22 protein-coding genes, 1 other RNA gene and 1 other annotated feature are annotated in these 16,925 nt (G+C 37.9%); all 23 genes read left to right on the top strand.

Translation table 11 applies throughout. The features are described from left to right. The first annotated feature begins 42 nt into the window (after nt 1–42). Entirely contained in the window at nt 43–585 is a 543-nt protein-coding gene (locus U8521_RS11120; RefSeq protein WP_334331662.1) for a dCTP deaminase/dUTPase family protein, read from the top strand. Nucleotides 586–604: 19 nt separating this feature from the next. After that, on the top strand, nt 605–1,981 hold the full coding sequence (gene radA / locus U8521_RS11125) for a DNA repair protein RadA (RefSeq protein ID WP_334331661.1): 1,377 nt from the start codon (nt 605–607) through the stop codon (nt 1,979–1,981). 9 nt (nt 1,982–1,990) lie between these two features. Continuing rightward, on the top strand, nt 1,991–3,268 hold the full coding sequence (locus U8521_RS11130; protein WP_334331660.1) for a PIN/TRAM domain-containing protein: 1,278 nt from the start codon (nt 1,991–1,993) through the stop codon (nt 3,266–3,268). After that, nucleotides 3,249–4,745 carry a glutamate--tRNA ligase gene (gene gltX, locus U8521_RS11135; RefSeq protein ID WP_334331659.1) on the top strand — a complete coding sequence of 499 codons (1,497 nt, stop codon included), beginning with the start codon at nt 3,249–3,251 and terminating at the stop codon, nt 4,743–4,745. The genes U8521_RS11130 and gltX overlap by 20 nt, the downstream gene beginning before the upstream one ends. 332 nt (nt 4,746–5,077) lie before the next feature. Further along, on the top strand, nt 5,078–6,484 hold the full coding sequence (gene cysS / locus U8521_RS11140; RefSeq protein WP_334352756.1) for a cysteine--tRNA ligase: 1,407 nt from the start codon (nt 5,078–5,080) through the stop codon (nt 6,482–6,484). After that, nucleotides 6,477–6,890, top strand: coding sequence for a Mini-ribonuclease 3 (locus U8521_RS11145; RefSeq protein ID WP_135373532.1), 414 nt, complete (start codon nt 6,477–6,479; stop codon nt 6,888–6,890). Before cysS ends, U8521_RS11145 begins: the two co-directional genes overlap by 8 nt. After that, nucleotides 6,871–7,653 carry a 23S rRNA (guanosine(2251)-2'-O)-methyltransferase RlmB gene (gene rlmB / locus U8521_RS11150; protein WP_334331657.1) on the top strand — a complete coding sequence of 261 codons (783 nt, stop codon included), beginning with the start codon at nt 6,871–6,873 and terminating at the stop codon, nt 7,651–7,653. The genes U8521_RS11145 and rlmB overlap by 20 nt, the downstream gene beginning before the upstream one ends. A 137-nt stretch (nt 7,654–7,790) precedes the next feature. Continuing rightward, nucleotides 7,791–8,357 (top strand): hypothetical protein, encoded by a 567-nt coding sequence (locus U8521_RS11155; RefSeq protein WP_334352757.1) that lies wholly within the window; start codon nt 7,791–7,793, stop codon nt 8,355–8,357. 92 nt (nt 8,358–8,449) lie between these two features. Next, complete coding sequence (rpmG, locus tag U8521_RS11160; protein WP_075887434.1) at nt 8,450–8,599, top strand: 50S ribosomal protein L33; 150 nt, start codon at nt 8,450–8,452, stop codon at nt 8,597–8,599. A 14-nt stretch (nt 8,600–8,613) separates the two neighbouring features. Next, a complete protein-coding gene (secE, locus tag U8521_RS11165) occupies nt 8,614–8,802 on the top strand; it encodes a preprotein translocase subunit SecE (protein ID WP_334331655.1) in 189 nt (62 codons plus the stop codon). Nucleotides 8,803–8,899: 97 nt separating this feature from the next. Next, nucleotides 8,900–9,445: a transcription termination/antitermination protein NusG gene (nusG, locus tag U8521_RS11170; protein WP_135373536.1), complete on the top strand. Its 546-nt coding sequence runs from the start codon at nt 8,900–8,902 to the stop codon at nt 9,443–9,445. A 119-nt stretch (nt 9,446–9,564) separates the two neighbouring features. Continuing rightward, nucleotides 9,565–9,987 (top strand): 50S ribosomal protein L11, encoded by a 423-nt coding sequence (gene rplK / locus U8521_RS11175; protein WP_334352758.1) that lies wholly within the window; start codon nt 9,565–9,567, stop codon nt 9,985–9,987. Between the two features lie 105 nt (nt 9,988–10,092). Continuing rightward, nucleotides 10,093–10,773 carry a 50S ribosomal protein L1 gene (gene rplA / locus U8521_RS11180; RefSeq protein ID WP_135373537.1) on the top strand — a complete coding sequence of 227 codons (681 nt, stop codon included), beginning with the start codon at nt 10,093–10,095 and terminating at the stop codon, nt 10,771–10,773. Between the two features lie 30 nt (nt 10,774–10,803). Further along, nucleotides 10,804–10,923, top strand: a sequence feature (ribosomal protein L10 leader region). Between the two features lie 49 nt (nt 10,924–10,972). Next, complete coding sequence (rplJ, locus tag U8521_RS11185) at nt 10,973–11,479, top strand: 50S ribosomal protein L10 (protein ID WP_135373539.1); 507 nt, start codon at nt 10,973–10,975, stop codon at nt 11,477–11,479. A gap of 41 nt (nt 11,480–11,520) precedes the next feature. Further along, nucleotides 11,521–11,889 (top strand): 50S ribosomal protein L7/L12, encoded by a 369-nt coding sequence (gene rplL / locus U8521_RS11190; protein ID WP_057867318.1) that lies wholly within the window; start codon nt 11,521–11,523, stop codon nt 11,887–11,889. A 71-nt stretch (nt 11,890–11,960) separates the two neighbouring features. Further along, complete coding sequence (locus tag U8521_RS11195) at nt 11,961–12,563, top strand: class I SAM-dependent methyltransferase (RefSeq protein WP_334331654.1); 603 nt, start codon at nt 11,961–11,963, stop codon at nt 12,561–12,563. Nucleotides 12,564–12,606: 43 nt separating this feature from the next. Further along, on the top strand, nt 12,607–12,921 hold the full coding sequence (locus U8521_RS11200; RefSeq protein WP_334352759.1) for a hypothetical protein: 315 nt from the start codon (nt 12,607–12,609) through the stop codon (nt 12,919–12,921). A gap of 1 nt (nt 12,922) precedes the next feature. After that, a complete protein-coding gene (locus tag U8521_RS11205; protein ID WP_334352760.1) occupies nt 12,923–13,399 on the top strand; it encodes a nucleoside deaminase in 477 nt (158 codons plus the stop codon). Nucleotides 13,400–13,442: 43 nt separating this feature from the next. Further along, nucleotides 13,443–13,525, top strand: an RNA gene (ffs, locus tag U8521_RS11210) — signal recognition particle sRNA small type. Between the two features lie 136 nt (nt 13,526–13,661). Beyond that, on the top strand, nt 13,662–15,377 hold the full coding sequence (gene dnaX, locus U8521_RS11215; protein ID WP_334352761.1) for a DNA polymerase III subunit gamma/tau: 1,716 nt from the start codon (nt 13,662–13,664) through the stop codon (nt 15,375–15,377). Nucleotides 15,378–15,410: 33 nt separating this feature from the next. Next, nucleotides 15,411–15,719: a YbaB/EbfC family nucleoid-associated protein gene (locus tag U8521_RS11220; RefSeq protein ID WP_218960995.1), complete on the top strand. Its 309-nt coding sequence runs from the start codon at nt 15,411–15,413 to the stop codon at nt 15,717–15,719. 3 nt (nt 15,720–15,722) lie between these two features. Further along, entirely contained in the window at nt 15,723–16,322 is a 600-nt protein-coding gene (gene recR / locus U8521_RS11225) for a recombination mediator RecR (RefSeq protein ID WP_334331650.1), read from the top strand. Between the two features lies 1 nt (nt 16,323). Next, nucleotides 16,324–16,611 carry a YaaL family protein gene (locus U8521_RS11230; protein ID WP_334331649.1) on the top strand — a complete coding sequence of 96 codons (288 nt, stop codon included), beginning with the start codon at nt 16,324–16,326 and terminating at the stop codon, nt 16,609–16,611. Nucleotides 16,612–16,925 lie beyond the last annotated feature (314 nt).

Raw genomic sequence — 16,925 nt, forward strand, 5'->3', positions numbered from 1 at the left:
ATGCTATTATTTTAGTTATCTAATGCAAAAGGAGTTTTCAATTTGGCTAAAAAACGTGGATTTGAAATTGTGAAAAAGTATGAGGGAAAAGGTATCAATTTGCCAGTTCGTCAAACTAAAAATGCCGCTGGCTATGACCTAGAAAGTGCGACTGATTTTGTCGTTCCTTCAATTTGGAAATTTGGTTTCTTAAATGTTTTAAAATTTATCTTGAACAAGGGTAAAATGGATGAGGATAAAATTAATGAAATCCAAAAATCAATCAAACCGGTTCTCGTACCAACTGGAATCAAAGCTTACATGCAAGAAGATGAAGTAATGATCATCGCCAGTCGTTCAAGCAATCCATTGAAACGTGGTTTGTCAATTCCTAATGGTATTGGAGTCGTTGACGCTGATTATTATAATAATGAAAATAACGAAGGCGAATTATTCGTCCAATTGATCAACTTTTTCCCGGTCGACTATAAAGTTAAGAAGGGTGAACGTCTTGCCCAAGCAATCTTCATGAAATATCTAACGACTGACTCAGACCAAGGTGGTTTGAAGAAACGTAATGGAGGATTTGGTACGACAGGAATATAATAAGAAAGGAACTATTTTATTGGCTAAAGCAAAAACAAAATTCGTATGTCAAAATTGTGGCTATGTGTCACCCAGATATTTAGGACGTTGCCCTAATTGTGGTGCTTGGAATCAAATGGTCGAAGAAGTCGATCAACCAGAATCAGTCAAGGCCAAAGCTACACCTAGCCGTCGTGTGAGTGATTTGGAATCTAAGCCGGTCAGTATTGATAACGTTTCCTTTGAAAAAGAACCGCGAGTCAAGACTGAGTTGTCAGAATTAAATCGAGTGCTCGGAGGCGGTATCGTTCCCGGATCACTTATTTTAATTGGTGGGGATCCAGGAATTGGTAAATCGACCCTTTTGACCCAAGTTTCAGGTCAACTTGCTAAAACTGGTGGTAAAGTATTATATGTGTCTGGTGAAGAAAGTGCGTCACAAATTAAGATGCGAGCTGACCGTCTTGGTATCACTGGCAAGAACTTGTATCTCTACCCTCAGACTGATATGAGTTACATCCGTCAAACGATAGCTGATATGAAACCTGATTATTTGATCATCGATTCTGTTCAGACGATGGATGAGCCAGAGATCACTTCGGCAGTCGGCAGTATTTCCCAGATACGAGAAGTCACGGCTGAATTGATGAATATTGCTAAACAAGACAATATCACCGTTTTTGTTGTCGGACACGTCACTAAAGGCGGCGCCATTGCTGGTCCTAAGATTTTGGAGCACATGGTTGATACAGTGCTTTACTTTGAAGGCGACACTCATCATAGTTATCGAATTTTACGTTCAGTTAAAAACCGTTTCGGTTCGACTAATGAAATTGGTATTTTTGAGATGAGAACTAAAGGGTTGGTCGAAGTAACTAATCCTTCAGAGATTTTCTTGGAAGAACGTCTAGCTGATACAAATGGTTCTGCAGTTGTCGTATCAATGGAGGGAACACGGCCAATTTTGGTTGAAATCCAATCCTTGATTACACCAACGATTTTTGGAAATGCTAAAAGAACGGCAACGGGCTTGGATCACAATCGAGTTTCCGTCATCATGGCAGTTCTAGAAAAACGTGGTAATTTGATGTTACAAAATCAAGATGCGTATTTGAAATCAACTGGTGGGGTTAAATTAGATGAACCTGCAATTGATTTGGCTCTAGCAATGTCAATTGCATCTAGTTATAAGAATCGTGGAATCCCCGCAACAGATTGCTTTGTTGGTGAAGTTGGTTTGACTGGTGAAATTAGACGAGTAAATCGAATTGATCAAAGAGTCAATGAAGCTGAAAAATTAGGCTTCAAACGAATCTATGTTCCAAAGAACAATTTAGGTGATTGGTCGAAGAAGAATAAGATTCAAATTATCGGTGTCAGCACAGTGTCTGATGCAATGAACAAAATTTTTAACTAGGAGGTATTTATGCGAAAGATAGTAATTAATATAATTTTCGCACTTCTTGGTATCGCGGTAGGAATTACCGTTTTGCCAACTTTGTGGGAAATAACAGGTTTAGCAGGAATTGCTTTTATTAACAACGGCTATTTTGACGGACTTATTGGTGGCATTATATTTTATTTCTTGTCGTTCTTATTTGTTAAACCAATTATGAATTTAAACCAAAAAATCGAGAAATATTTAAATTCTCGTTCACCAGGTTGGATCATTTACGGGGCGGCATTTTTAATTGGTGGTTTAGTTTTAGCCAACATCATTTCCATTCCGTTCTATTTGATGAGTAACATGTTTTCAAATGTTATCCCAGTCATCTTGATGATCGTCTTTGGTTGGATCGGTTTTCGAATGGGAACTAGTCGTCGTAACGATTGGAGTAATTTCTCAATCACTAAGCGCAACAACAAGAATACGACGGAAAAAGGTGAAGAGTTGGCATCTGAAGGAGAAGTCACTCGTCGCAGCAACAAAAAGGAATATTATCCATACAAAATTTTGGATACTTCTGTTGTAATCGATGGTCGGATTCACCAATTAGCTCACACAGGTTTTTTGGAAGGAAAACTGATGATTCCTGATTTCGTGGTGCATGAATTGCAACTGATCTCAGATTCCAGTGATAATCAAAAGCGTGAACGTGGCCGCCGTGGACTTGATATTTTGAATGAAATGAAAATGGATAAAGGTATCAATTACACAACAACGACGCGTGATTATGATAATATTCCAGAAGTGGATATGAAATTGCTTAAATTAGCTAAAGAAATCGGTGGTGCTGTCATCACAAATGATTATAATTTAAGTAAGGTAAGTGAATTTCAAAATGTTCAAGTACTTAACATTAACGAATTAGCCAAAGTCTTGAAACCGATGGTTTTGCCAGGCGAGACAATGACTGTTAAAGTTATTAAAGAGGGTACTGAAAGAGAGCAAGGTGTCGCATACCTAGAGGACGGTACAATGGTCGTTGTTGAAGAAGGTAAATACTTCATCAATAAAGAAGTTGAAATCGTCGTAACTAGTGCATTGCAAACTGATGCTGGTAAAATGATATTTGCAAAGCCTAAGCATTCAATGCATGGTATCCAGGAAAAGAGTAGTGCCAAGGAGAATTCCAATAACCATAACGGAAACAACAACCATAACAATGGCAACCGTAACCGCAATAATGGCAATAGAAATTCGAATAAAAACAACTCAAGAAATAAAAGGGGAGAACATAGAAATGGCAAAAAAGTCAGATAACAAAATTCGTGTAAGATATGCACCAAGTCCAACAGGTCACTTGCACATTGGGAACGCTAGAACAGCTATCTTTAACTACCTATTTGCACGTAGTCACAAAGGTACATTCGTAATCCGTATCGAGGATACAGATACAAAGAGAAACGTTAAAGGTGGAACAAAGAGTCAACTAGAAAACCTTAAATGGCTTGGCGTTGATTGGGATGAAGGTCCAGATGTCGGTGGTGATTATGGTCCATATCGTCAATCAGAAAGAAAAGAAATTTATCAAAAATACATCGATGAATTACTTGAAAAAGGTTTAGCTTACAAATCATATCTGACTGAAGAACAACTACAACAAATGCGTGAAGACCAAGAAGCTCATGGTCAAATGCCTCATTACGAATACGAATTCGAAGGCATGTCTGAAGAAGAAAAGGCAGCAAAGATCAAAGAAGCTGAAGACAAAGGTTTACAACCAGTTGTTAGATTCCACGTACCAGTTGGTAAGAACTATGAATGGGACGATATCGTAAAAGGTAAAGTTTCAATTGGTTCAGACACTATCGGTGGCGATTGGGTTATCCAAAAACGTGATGGTATGCCTACATACAACTTTGCCGTTGTTATTGACGACCATTTGATGGAAATCAGTCATGTTCTTCGTGGTGATGATCACGTTGCTAACACACCAAAGCAATTGATGATTTATGATGCTTTAGGCTGGGAACCACCTAAGTTCGGTCATATGACATTGATCATTAATACTGAAACAGGTAAGAAGTTGAGTAAACGTGACGAATCGATCCTTCAATTCATCGAACAATATCGTGAATTAGGATACTTACCAGAAGCTATGTTCAACTTCATCACTTTACTAGGCTGGTCACCAGTCGGTGAAGACGAATTATTCACACGCAAACAATTCATCAAGATTTTTGACGAACACCGTTTGAGCAAATCACCTGCTAAATTCGACCAAAAGAAACTCGAATGGGTCAACAACCAATATGTTAAACACGCTGACGTTAGTGAAATCACTGACCTAGTCTTAGCAAACTTGATTGAAGCCAAACGAGTACCAGCAGATCCATCAACTGACCAAATCCAATGGGTAAGACATTTAACAGAACTATACATGCCACAAATGTCATATACACAACAAATCGTTGATCTAGCCGACGTCTTCTTCAATCAACCAGAACACCTAACAGATGATGAACAAAAAGAATTAGCTGACGATGATGCTAAAGCAGCTATTGAAGATCTAAAAGGTAAGTTAGAAAAATTGCCTCGCTTCACAGCTGCACAAATCATGGATGCAATCCAATCAGTTAGAGCTGATACTGGTGTTAAAGGTAGAAAACTCTACATGCCAGCAAGAATCGCTACAACAAGAACAATGCATGGTCCAGCAATCGCTGAAACAATCGAATTGTTTGGTAAGAAACAAGCTCTCGCAAATATCGACAAGACTTTGTCAGAAATGAACTAAAAGCCATCTTCAAATAGATTGAATAGTTATTTATTTTCTATCTATGGTTATTTAGATTCTATAATGAATGGACAATAACAAATAGAACAACTATTTAGTCCGGAATAGCAAAGTCAATTGGCTCAGATGTGAAATTATTCTTAGCGCTTTAGCGCTTAGAATAAGGCCGAGCTTGGAAACAACATGGTTTTCGTTGGTTTCAAGTCGTGCCCACATCGTTCCAGCCAAATTGACTTTGCTATGGAGGACGGCATTAAAAAATAAAGAAAAGAAAAAGAGGTTGAAGGAAAACTTAGTTTGCCTCCAAGCTCTTTTTTATATAGGTGAAGATTATGTTGAAGATTTTCAATACATTGACCCGTGAAAAAGAAGAATTTAAACCAATAACACCTAATCAAGTTAATATGTACGTCTGTGGACCAACTGTGTATAACTATATTCACATCGGAAATGCCCGTTCCATCGTAGCTTTTGATACCGTTCGTCGTTATTTAGAATTTTTAGGATACAAAGTAAAATTTGTTTCTAACTTTACTGATGTCGATGACAAGATGATCAAAGAAGCCAATCGTGAGGGAATTACTGTTCCCGAAGTAGCTGACCGATTTATCAAAGCTTTCTATGAGGATATTGCTGCAATCAACGTTCAAAAGGCGACAATTAACCCTCGAGCTACTGATAACATTCAAGACATTATTGATTTCGTCAAGGTTTTGATTGATAAAGGTTATGCCTATGAATCTGATGGGGATGTTTTCTATCGGGCTAGAAAGTTCAAACACTATGGTGAATTGTCTGACCAGAATATTGACCAATTAGTTGAAGGCGCCAGTGAACATATCGGTGAAACTGAATTCGCCAAAAAACAAGATCCAATTGACTTTGTGTTGTGGAAAAAAGCTAAGCCAGGTGAAATCAAATGGGATTCTCCTTGGGGAGAAGGCCGTCCTGGTTGGCACATCGAATGTTCGGTTATGTCGACAAAATATTTAGGTGATACTTTTGATATTCACGGTGGTGGCCAAGACTTAGAGTTCCCTCACCATGAAAATGAAATTGCTCAAAGTGAAGCCAAGACTGGTAAGAAGTTTGTCAACTACTGGATGCACAATGGATTTGTGACAGTTGAAAACAATGAGAAGATGAGTAAATCTTTGGGCAATTTTGTGACGGTTCATGACCTTGTGCAAAAGACGAATCCGCAAGTTTTACGATTCTTCCTTTCATCAACTCACTATCGTCGACCACTCGAGTATTCGCAAGCTAATCTGCAAAAAGCAGCTGATAATTTGGATAAGATCAAGACAGCTTATAACAATTTGAAATTTAGATTAGATGATGCCAAAGATGGCGATGATAACGAGGTAAATACTCAAGTCGACCAAATTATTGAAGACTTTAAAACGGCGATGAATGACGATTTCAACGTTCAAAATGGTTTGACAGAAATTTTCAATTTGGTCAGTTTTGCCAACAACTACTCTGCAAGGGATGCGGTTGCTAAAAATGCTGTAAATGTTATCCTAAAAGCTATGGCCGATTTGACAAGTATTCTCGGAATCAACTTGGACAATCAACAAGACCTTTCAGAAGAGATTCAGGAAATGGTCGATAAACGTGATCAAGCGCGCGCTGACAAAGATTTTGCCACGAGTGATAAATTACGTGACCAACTAAAAGAAATGGGTGTAATCCTCGAAGATACACCACAAGGAACACGGTGGCATATTAATGACTGATGTGAAACAATTTAACGGCGTGGCACTAGCTTATTTGGGCGATGCCGTTTATGAAGTATTTATTCGTGAACATTTGATGGGTAAAGATATTACCAAAGTTAACGAATTACAAAAACAAGCTAAACATTACGTTTCAGCCAAAGCTCAAGCATCATTGATCACTTTGATGCTCGATAAAGAAATTTTGTCTGAAGAAGAAGTTAGAATTTACAAAAATGGCCGTAATGCTAAAAAATATACCAAAGCTAAGAATACCAGTGTCGTAACTTATCACATGTCGACTGGTTTTGAAGCCTTATTTGGCTATTTAGATATCACAGGTGACAAAAAACGAGTTCAAGAACTAGCACAATGGTGCATAAATGAAGTGGAAACAGGTGAAGCAGATGACCGCAAATTCGAATAAACGTAACAATAATAATTTAGAAGAAAACGAATTAGTTTATGGTGTGCATTCAGTACTTGAATTATTGAAGTCCGCTACTGCTGACCAACGTGTTAACAAGGTATTAGTTCAAAAGGGGCTTTCTAGTGAACACATCGCTGAAGCTATCAAGTTGGCTAAACGTGACCGCTTGATCGTTCAAGAGGTGCCTAAGAATAAATTGGATGATATTAGTAACGGTGGTAACCATCAAGGGATGGCTGCTTATGTGGCTCCTTATCAATACGCCGAAATGGAAGATATCTTCAAGAGTGCTGAAAAGAAGGGGACTGATCCATTCATTTTGATTTTGGATAAAATTGAAGATCCTCATAACCTCGGTTCAATCATGCGGACAGCTGATGCCGTGGGTGTGGATGGAATCATCGTACCTAAGCATCGTTCAACTGGTTTAACTTCAACTGTTGCTAAAACATCGACAGGTGCAATTGAACACGTGCCAGTTGTGCGCGTAACTAATTTAGTAAATACCATCAAAGACTTGAAGAAACGTAACGTTTGGGTCTTTGGAACTGCTATGGAAGGCGACAATTACCGTAACTGGAACGCCAAAGGAGCAGTCGCTCTAATCATTGGTAACGAAGGTAAAGGAATTTCACCACTAGTTTTGAAACAAGCTGACCAAACTTTGAATATTCCGATGGTTGGACATGTCCAAAGTCTAAATGCCTCTGTAGCAACTGGAATCCTGTTGTATCAAGCATTTGCGTCACGCAATAATTAAAGTATAAAAATTATAAATAATAGCCTAACGAATTATCTTTCGTTAGGCTATTTAATTTGTTGTAAACATACGTTCGCTTAAAAGCAACTGATTTATATGGTATTTTCAAAGTGCAAAGTTATTATCTAAACATTTGAATGACAGCCGAAGCAGAATGGATTAAACAAGTTAAACTATATCGAGATTCAGATGCACTAAATTTATTGGTTCAAAAGTATCGACCAATGATCGATAACTTGTATAGCCAATACTTTATCGAAGGTTTTGAGCGCAGCGATTGGTATCAAGAAGCTTATTCAGTTTGTTTTGTAACATGTCTAAATTACGATGGCAGTAATGGTTCCAAGTTCGGCAGCTTTTATAAAATGAGATTTACGAATCATATGATTGATTTGATTAGAAAAGAAAATGCGGCTAAGCGAAAAGCTAATCAGCAAACTACAAGTATTGAGACTGTAGTTAGAAGTGGGAAACTTGATAAGTTGAAAGTTCCGGAAGATAATTCAGTTGAACTTATTAGTGAAATAAAAAAGGCTATTCCTAAATTCAGTCACCTTGAACTAATTGGGTTTCAAGTGGAATTAGGAGGCATCTCTGCTGAGACGGTCCGTAAGAAAACTAAACTTGAAAAACAAAAACTTAAACGCGCAATCGCACGTTGTAAAAGTAAATTAAGAAAATTAGAAGATCAAGAAGGAAACTAGATAAATATTTGTCATGAGTTTGCAATGGACAATTCCTGTTTGAGAGTTTACAATTAATAAGATTAAGATATTAATTGCGTTTGGAGATAAACATGGGATTAAGAAAAGTTGCACTAGCTTGTACAGTTTGTGGTTCACGTAACTACACAATTACTGAAAACCCCAATAGAACAGAGCGCTTAGAAGTAAAGAAGTTCTGTAAGCATTGTGGTAAGCATACATTACATAAAGAAACTAGATAATCGCGGAGGAATACATGAAGTTATTTAAATTTTTTGGTAGTGTCAAAAAAGAAATGAAATTAGTTGTTTGGCCTACATTTAAAGAAAACAGACGCGATACATGGATAGTTATCGCTACATCATTAATGTACGCAGTCTTCTTTGCATTAGTTGACTGGGGATTACTTACATTACTACAGAAATTTATCATGGGTGGTAAATAGTTTGTAAGTGTGTAAAAAATTTGCTATGATAATAGCAATAGGGAAAACTTCGACTGTGGTTCGGAGTTTTTTTATTTTGATTTTTTTGGAGGAAATTATGGCTGAAGCTGGCGAAAAACAATGGTATGTTTTACATACCTATTCAGGATATGAAAATAAAGTTAAGGAAAATCTCGAATCACGTGCCCAATCCATGGGTATGGAAGATTACATTTTCCAAGCAGTTGTTCCTGAAGAAGAAGAAACAAAAATGAAGAACGGTAAAGAAAAGAAAGAAATGGAAAAAACTTTCCCTGGTTACGTTTTAGTACAAATGGTTATGAGTGATGAATCATGGTTTATCGTTCGTAATACACCAGGTGTTACCGGATTTGTCGGCAGTCACGGTTCTGGTAGTAAACCTGCACCATTATTACCTGAAGAAATTGACAACATCATGAAGCAATATGGTATGAGCGCAAACAAACCATCTGACTTCGAAATTGGCGAAACTGTTAAGATCACTGACGGTGCCTTTACTGATACAACTGGTAAAATCACTGAAATTGATGACGAACACAGAAAACTTAAAGTTGACGTTGATATGTTTGGTCGAATGACTTCTGCTGAAGTTGACTTCACATCAGTTGAAAAGCAAAAATAGTTATTGCTAAGACTAGTAGACCGTGCTACTATATAACGGTATGTTTTTGACACATACATGTGGGAGAGAAAATTTTCATTCTCATCATGACCACATCACGGAACAAGGAGGTATGCACCGTGGCTAAAAAAGTTGCTAACGTAGTAAAATTACAAATCCCTGCTGGACAGGCTACTCCAGCTCCTCCAGTTGGTCCTGCACTAGGACAAGCTGGAATTAACATTGTTGCCTTTACAAAGGACTTCAATGCGCGTACACAAGATCAAAAGGGTATGATTATCCCTGTTGTTATCTCAGTATATGAAGATCGTTCATTCGATTTCGTTACTAAGACACCACCAGCTGCTGTTCTATTGAAGAAAGCTGCTGGCGTTGAAAAGGGCTCTGGCGAACCTAACACAAACAAGGTTGCCACTGTTACTGAAGACCAAGTTCGCGAAATTGCTGAAACCAAGATGAAAGACCTAAATGCTGCAGACGTTGAAGCTGCAATGCGTATGGTTGCTGGTACTGCAAGAAGTATGGGCTTTGAAGTAAAGTAAAAGACTAGATTGAGCAGTTTACAAAGAATGTGAAAGCATTCTTAACAAGTGGGAGGAGAAAATTTAAATTCTTCGCAAAGACCACAAAGCAAGGAGGAACTTAGCATGGCTAAGCATGGAAAAAAATATTTAGAAGCAATGAAACAAGTTGATAAAAACAAGAAGTACACTGCAGAAGAAGCTGTTGACTTACTTAAGAAGGTTAACTATGCCAAATTTGATGCAACTGTTGAAGTTGCCATCAACTTGGATGTAGATCCTAAGCAAGCTGATCAACAAATTCGTGGTGCTCTTGTCCTACCTAACGGTACAGGTAAGTCACAAAAGGTTATCGTCTTCGCTGAAGGACAACAAGCAAAGGATGCAGAAGCAGCCGGCGCTGATGTTGTTGGTTCAGATGATCTTGTTGAAAAGATCCAAGACGGTTGGCTAGACTTTGATGTTGCCGTTGCTACACCACCTATGATGGCTAAAGTTGGTCGTCTAGGTCGTGTTCTTGGACCTAAAGGTTTGATGCCAAACCCTAAGACAGGTACAGTTACAATGGATGTTACAAAGGCTGTTAATGATATTAAAGCCGGACAAGTTACATACCGTGTAGATCCAAATGGTTTGATTCACGCACCAATTGGTAAGTTGTCATTCGATACAGAAAAGATCACACAAAACTTTGATGCCTTCTACGGTGCTATTGTTAAAGCCCGTCCAGCATCACTTAAAGGTAATTATGTAACAAGTGTTAACTTGACATCTACATTTGGACCTGGTCTAAAAATTAACGCTTAATGTTGACTAATAACCAAAATAATGATAGATTAATATAGTTGATTTCTACCGAAGACTCAGGTGATGAAAGTCTTAATATCCTGCCGAGGCCAGAAGATTATTTCACTTAATCTCTGTGTCCTTTGGGCACAGAGATTTTATTATTTTTAAGCCTAATTTGTAGATATTAACTAAAAAATTGTGGAGGTGAAACGTAATAATGAAGCAAGAAGTATTAGCACAAAAACAAGCACAAGTTGATGAAATTGCTAAGCAACTTACAGGCGCAAAGTCAGTTATCGTTGTTGACTACTTGGGTCTAACTGTTGAACAAGCAACAGAAATGCGTGCCGAATTACGTGAACAAAATGCTACTATGCAAGTTGTTAAGAATACAATCTTGAGACGTGCAGCTGAAAAAGCTGGTGTTGAAGGTCTAGAGAAGTTCTTCGTTGGACCAACAGCTATCGCTTATTCTGAAGAAGATCCTGTTGGACCTGCTAAAGTAGCTGCTAAGTTTGCCAAAGATGTTGAATCCGTTGAAATCAAGGGTGGAATCATCGAAGGTAAAGCTGCTTCTCTTGAAGAAATTCAAGAACTTGCAACACTACCAGACAGAGATGGCTTGCTATCTATGTTGGTATCTGTATTACAAGCTCCTGTTCGTGACTTTGCTATGGTTGTTAAGGCAATCGCAGATAAAGAAGACGAAGGCCAAGAAGCTTAATTTAATTTAAAAAAAACTCATAATATTTGGAGGATACAATAATGGCTTTAGATACACAAAAGATTATTGATGATTTAAAAGATGCTTCAATTCTAGAACTTAACGACCTTGTTAAGGCTATTGAAGAAGAATTTGATGTTAAGGCTGCTGCTCCAGTTGCTGCTGCCGGTGCTGCTGGTGGAGACGCTGCTGCTGAAAAAGACTCATTTGATGTTGAACTTACAGAAGCAGGTCAAGAAAAGGTTAAGGTTATCAAGGAAGTTCGTGGTATCACAGGACTTGGCTTGAAGGACTCAAAGGACCTTGTTGATGGTGCTCCTAAGGTTATCAAGGAAGGCGTTGCTAAGGCTGACGCTGACGACATGAAGGCTAAACTTGAAGCTGTTGGTGCAACAGTTACATTGAAGTAATAACTTTATGTTAAAATTAATCCTCGTAAGAGGATTTTTTTTTACCCTCAAATAGAGGAAAGGGGAAACTTATGGCTAATCAATATTTTGACAATACGCCTGATCTAGAACATGAGTTAAAAAAATTCGATTTCACTTTGAGAAAGCATAATTTACATTTTATTTCTGACAGTGGAGTTTTCTCACGCCAAACCATTGATTACGGCTCTAGAGTTTTGATCGACGCAATTGATTTTCAAAACGTTCCTGAAGGCGATATTTTAGATGTCGGTTGTGGATATGGACCAATCGGTTTAGCCTTGGCTAAGGAACAAACTAGTCGGACGGTAACGATGGTTGATGTTAATTTAAGAGCGTTGGATTTAGCTAAGCAAAATGCTGAAAATAACAATATTAAGAATGTCGATATTTTCGAATCGGATGTTTACAAAAATGTTCAAGCAAACTATGCTCTAGTTGTATCAAATCCGCCAGTCCGCGCTGGTAAAGCAGTTGTGACGGCTATTTTGCAACAAGCGAAAGATCACTTGCTCAAAAACGGTGAATTGTGGATCGTACTACAGAAGAAGCAAGGTGCACCTTCAGCTAAAAAGTTGATGGATGAAACTTTTGGAAACGTTGAAATCGTCACGCGGGCAAAGGGTTATTATATTTTAAAAAGTAAATTGATTTAAAAATTTGCGCAGTATGTTATATTCTTGTTGGAGGCGTTTACATATGAAGAAGAAAATTTTGATCGTATCAATTTTATCTGTAGTTTCAGCAGGACTATTTTTAGCAATTTATGCATTAATTCATTTTTTAAAGGACCAATCAATTAAAAAAGACCGTGAAAAATTAGAAGCAATGGTTGATAAATATTTGCACGGTAACGATAAATTAATGGAATTCGTGGGAACTTTGTCTGATAGTCAAGTTCGTGAATTGGTTGAAATTCTTGACTCATTACAAAGACAAAGAGAGCAATTGAAATTGAAATCTCCTAACATTCCCCAATATTTAGAAAAGAAAGTAACCAATTTAATTAGTTAAAATGATATTTTCAGAAACAGAAATTAATCAATATATGGATCTAGCGATTGCCGAAGCCAAGAAGGCCGAGACTAGAAGAGAAGTGCCGATTGGTTGTGTGATCGTTGATAATACCACTGGTGAAGTTATTTCCGTTGGTTCCAATGAACGTGAAGAGACTCAAAATGCTATCAAGCATGCTGAGATCATTGCCATTGAGGCTGCCTGTGAAAAGATTGGTAGCTGGCGATTGGAACATACGAGTTTATTTGTGACTTTGGAGCCTTGCCCGATGTGTGCTGGGGCCATCATCAACAGTCGAATCGAAGAAGTTATTTTTGGAGCGAGTGACCCGAAAGCTGGATCAGTCGGTTCAATCAATAATTTGTTAGCTGAGACGGCTTACAATCACCAACCAGAGGTTTTAGGTGGCGTTAAGGCAGAAGAAACAGGCGACTTATTACGCAATTTCTTTCGGGAAATTCGTCGGAAAAAGTAGCAAAAATGTTTTATTTATAGTATCATAGTTATTGCCGCAAGGCCTTAGGGCAATGGTGCTCTTACAAATCGTGTCAGATCCGGAAGGAAGCAGCACTAAGTAAGGTGTGTCATGTGCCTTTTGTTATGTATATTAGCCTCCTAACCAAATTTGGTTAGGAGTTTTTTTGATTACTCAAAAAATTTTGCGTAATTTTTTCCAGACGGTCTTTGGCAAAAGTCTTGTGGTAAAATTTAGATATTAGATTTTTAAAGGAGAAAATATGGCATATCAAGCACTTTATCGAGTTTGGCGTCCCCAAACTTTTTCTGATGTAATCGGCCAAGATGTCATCACGCAAACCTTGAGAAATGCGGTCGCCAGTCACATGACGAGTCACGCGTATTTATTCAGTGGTCCCCGTGGTACTGGGAAAACATCTTGTGCCAAAATTTTAGCCAAAGCGGTGAATTGCCTTAATCCACATGACGGTGAACCTTGCAATGAATGTGAGATTTGTAAAGCTGCCAATGAGAATCGTTTAAATGATGTGATTGAAATCGATGCTGCTTCAAACAATGGTGTTGAAGAGATCCGTGATATTCGTGACAAAGTTAAGTACGCACCAACAGAAGCTAAGTTCAAAGTCTATATTATTGATGAAGTTCATATGCTTTCTCAAGGTGCTTTTAATGCCTTGTTGAAAACTTTGGAAGAGCCACCTGAGAACGTCATGTTCATTTTAGCGACAACTGAACCGCAAAAGATTCCCGCTACAATTATTTCTCGGACGCAGAGTTTTAATTTCCGCAGAATTTCCAAACAAGATATTTTGCAACGAATGGAATTTATTTTAAAAGATAAACAAATTGATTTTGATGAAGAGGCACTGAATATCATTGCTGCCTCTGCTGAAGGTGGAATGCGTGATGCTTTGAGTATTTTGGATCAAGCCTTATCATATGGTGATGACGAATTGACCTTGAAGAATGCTCAAGAAGTTACCGGTGCTTTGAGTAATGAACAAATCACTTCGTACATGCAGGCTATCGCTGATAATAATCCCGCTGAAGCGTTGACTAGTTTGTACCAAATTTTAGCCAGTGGCCGCTCAGCTTTGAGATTCACCGAGATGATCATTCGGGTATGTCGAAACCTAATTTTGTATAATTCGGATTCTGATTTGTCCGAAAAAATGGATAAGTCAGTTATGACCAAAGAATTGTTGGCAATTGCTGATAAATTCGATAATGCGCGCTTGTTTTACATCGTCGATCAAGTCAGTGCGACCCAAAAGAATCTCAAGAATTCCAATCAAACTGACATTTATATGGAAATTTTGACCGTTAAGATTTCTGAACCCAAAATTGCCCAGGCACAAACCCAAGCAAATCTTCAAGAACCAAGTGCTGCTATGGACAATGAGGTGATCGATAAACTTCGTGATGAAGTGTCACACTTGCAAAATGAAGTGAAGGATTTAGCAACTGGTGAAGTTAAAAAACCGGTCGTTAAAAAGACTCATCGTCGGACGAAGAATAACACTCGTCTCAATAAGACAGCTATTTACAAAGTCCTCGGTAGTGCCACTAAGTCGGACTTGTCGGAAGCTCGAGATATTTGGCCCGATTTAATGAGTATGCTTTCAATCACCCAACGTGCTATGATGAAAGTCGCTGAACCAGTAGCGGCCTCAAAAGATGGTATCGTCGTAGCTTTTGATTATGAAATGTGGTTTGAACAAGCTCAAGATGATACCGAATTTTTAACTGAATTAAGTAATAATGCTGGTCGGCTTTTGAAGAAGGACTGTCAAATAGTTCTTGTTCCTAAAGCTGATTGGCCTAAGATTCGAAAAGAATATATCGACAACAATATTGATTTAAACAATCAAGGTAAAGTAGAATCTAAGCAAGAACCAAAAAAGAAAACTGATCCCACCGTTGATGAAGCAGTAAAATTATTTGGTGACGATATAGTTGATATAAAAAATGACTAGGAGGATTTTTTCATGAGTAAAGGAATGCCAAATATGGGCGGAATGGGTGGCAACATGGCCAACATCATGCGCCAAGCTCAAAAGATGCAAAAAGAAGTTCAAGCAACAACTGAAGAATTGAACAAGACAGAATACACAGGTAAGTCAGTTGATGACTTTGTCACAGTTAAAGTTACCGGTGACAAGAAAATCGCTGATATGACAATCAGTGAAAAGATTATCGATCCAGATGATCCAGATACATTACAAGATATGTTAATCGATGCTTTAAATAATGCCTTTGAAGCCGTTGACAATGATAAACAAGCTAAATTAGGTAAATACACAAACGGGTTGATGTAGTTTATGAAATATCCAGAACCAATATCAAAATTAATTGATAGTTACATGATGTTACCAGGAATCGGTCGTAAGACTGCAACCAGAATGGCCTTTTTTACACTTGGAATGGATAAAGATCAAGTGCAAGAATTTGCTGATAATTTAATTTCCGCAAAAACAGATTTAAAGAGTTGTCGAATTTGTGGAAATATTACCACTGAGGATATTTGCAATATATGTAAAGATAAGAGTCGTGATCAATCGACTATTTTAGTAGTTGAACAGGCTAAGGACATCATGTCGCTTGACGATATGAATGGCTACAATGGCTTATATCACGTGCTAGGAGGGGTCTTATCACCAGTAGATGGAGTTGGCCCAGAAGATTTAAATATTAAGCTGTTACTGAATCGTTTAAAGGAAAATCAACACGTAAAAGAGTTGATAATTGCCACAAATGCGACCCCAGAAGGAGAAGCAACTGCCCAATATTTAGCCAAATTAGTTAAGCCAGCTGGAATAAAAGTAACTAGACTAGCACACGGACTAGCTGTTGGATCTGATATCGAATATGCAGACGAAATGACTTTGAAGAGTGCGGTACTAGGTCGCAGGGAGATTTAACATGTTTGGTAGAAATAAAGTATCCGTTCAAAAAATGGAAGATGATCGCCTTTTAGATAATATTCACCAAATTCAAAAACGAATCGGTAATACACAAAGAATGATCAACAATTCAGTGGACGTAGACGACGAAACTAGAATTAGACTGAAACTAGATCAGTTGAAGTATCAATTCTTGTATTTAGAAGCAAGAAGAAGAAAAGCTACTGCAAAGGCCACAACGAATATTATCTTCGGAGACGAAGATACATTTTTGAAGCAACCTAGTAGAGCGGAGAAACATTGGTAGACCAGAGAGCGGAGTAAGGACGGTTAGTTCCTCTATCTTGTAGGGAGTTGTCCTTACGTAGCTCATTTAGAGAGCGTAACAAGCCGCTTAGAAGTACCACATAGCCTAGCTTCACGAATTGCACGCTGCACTTTGCGGGCGATTTGGGAAGCGTAGCTATGTAAGTACTTCTGGCTTGTGCAGCTCGTTTTGACTATAAAACTAAGAACAATAGTTCTAAAACAAAAGAATAACCCCTATTTGAAACAGACTTTAATAAGTTTTAAATCTGTTGAGAATAGAGGTTTTTTTATAAAAAAATGACAAGGTTACTT

The organism is Companilactobacillus miaonis, from assembly GCF_036913615.1.
Taxonomy (GTDB): domain Bacteria; phylum Bacillota; class Bacilli; order Lactobacillales; family Lactobacillaceae; genus Companilactobacillus.

Excerpts from the sequence above, each read along its gene's own strand:
- U8521_RS11130 (WP_334331660.1), top strand. The coding sequence starts at position 1,991 with ATGCGAAAGATAGTAATTAATATAATTTTCGCACTTCTTGGTATCGCG.
- gltX (WP_334331659.1), top strand. The coding sequence starts at position 3,249 with ATGGCAAAAAAGTCAGATAACAAAATTCGTGTAAGATATGCACCAAGT.
- cysS (WP_334352756.1), top strand. The coding sequence starts at position 5,078 with ATGTTGAAGATTTTCAATACATTGACCCGTGAAAAAGAAGAATTTAAA.
- U8521_RS11145 (WP_135373532.1), top strand. The coding sequence starts at position 6,477 with ATGACTGATGTGAAACAATTTAACGGCGTGGCACTAGCTTATTTGGGC.
- rlmB (WP_334331657.1), top strand. The coding sequence starts at position 6,871 with ATGACCGCAAATTCGAATAAACGTAACAATAATAATTTAGAAGAAAAC.
- U8521_RS11155 (WP_334352757.1), top strand. The coding sequence starts at position 7,791 with ATGACAGCCGAAGCAGAATGGATTAAACAAGTTAAACTATATCGAGAT.
- rpmG (WP_075887434.1), top strand. The coding sequence starts at position 8,450 with ATGGGATTAAGAAAAGTTGCACTAGCTTGTACAGTTTGTGGTTCACGT.
- secE (WP_334331655.1), top strand. The coding sequence starts at position 8,614 with ATGAAGTTATTTAAATTTTTTGGTAGTGTCAAAAAAGAAATGAAATTA.
- nusG (WP_135373536.1), top strand. The coding sequence starts at position 8,900 with ATGGCTGAAGCTGGCGAAAAACAATGGTATGTTTTACATACCTATTCA.
- rplA (WP_135373537.1), top strand. The coding sequence starts at position 10,093 with ATGGCTAAGCATGGAAAAAAATATTTAGAAGCAATGAAACAAGTTGAT.
- rplJ (WP_135373539.1), top strand. The coding sequence starts at position 10,973 with ATGAAGCAAGAAGTATTAGCACAAAAACAAGCACAAGTTGATGAAATT.
- rplL (WP_057867318.1), top strand. The coding sequence starts at position 11,521 with ATGGCTTTAGATACACAAAAGATTATTGATGATTTAAAAGATGCTTCA.
- U8521_RS11195 (WP_334331654.1), top strand. The coding sequence starts at position 11,961 with ATGGCTAATCAATATTTTGACAATACGCCTGATCTAGAACATGAGTTA.
- U8521_RS11200 (WP_334352759.1), top strand. The coding sequence starts at position 12,607 with ATGAAGAAGAAAATTTTGATCGTATCAATTTTATCTGTAGTTTCAGCA.
- U8521_RS11205 (WP_334352760.1), top strand. The coding sequence starts at position 12,923 with ATGATATTTTCAGAAACAGAAATTAATCAATATATGGATCTAGCGATT.
- dnaX (WP_334352761.1), top strand. The coding sequence starts at position 13,662 with ATGGCATATCAAGCACTTTATCGAGTTTGGCGTCCCCAAACTTTTTCT.
- U8521_RS11220 (WP_218960995.1), top strand. The coding sequence starts at position 15,411 with ATGGGCGGAATGGGTGGCAACATGGCCAACATCATGCGCCAAGCTCAA.
- recR (WP_334331650.1), top strand. The coding sequence starts at position 15,723 with ATGAAATATCCAGAACCAATATCAAAATTAATTGATAGTTACATGATG.
- U8521_RS11230 (WP_334331649.1), top strand. The coding sequence starts at position 16,324 with ATGTTTGGTAGAAATAAAGTATCCGTTCAAAAAATGGAAGATGATCGC.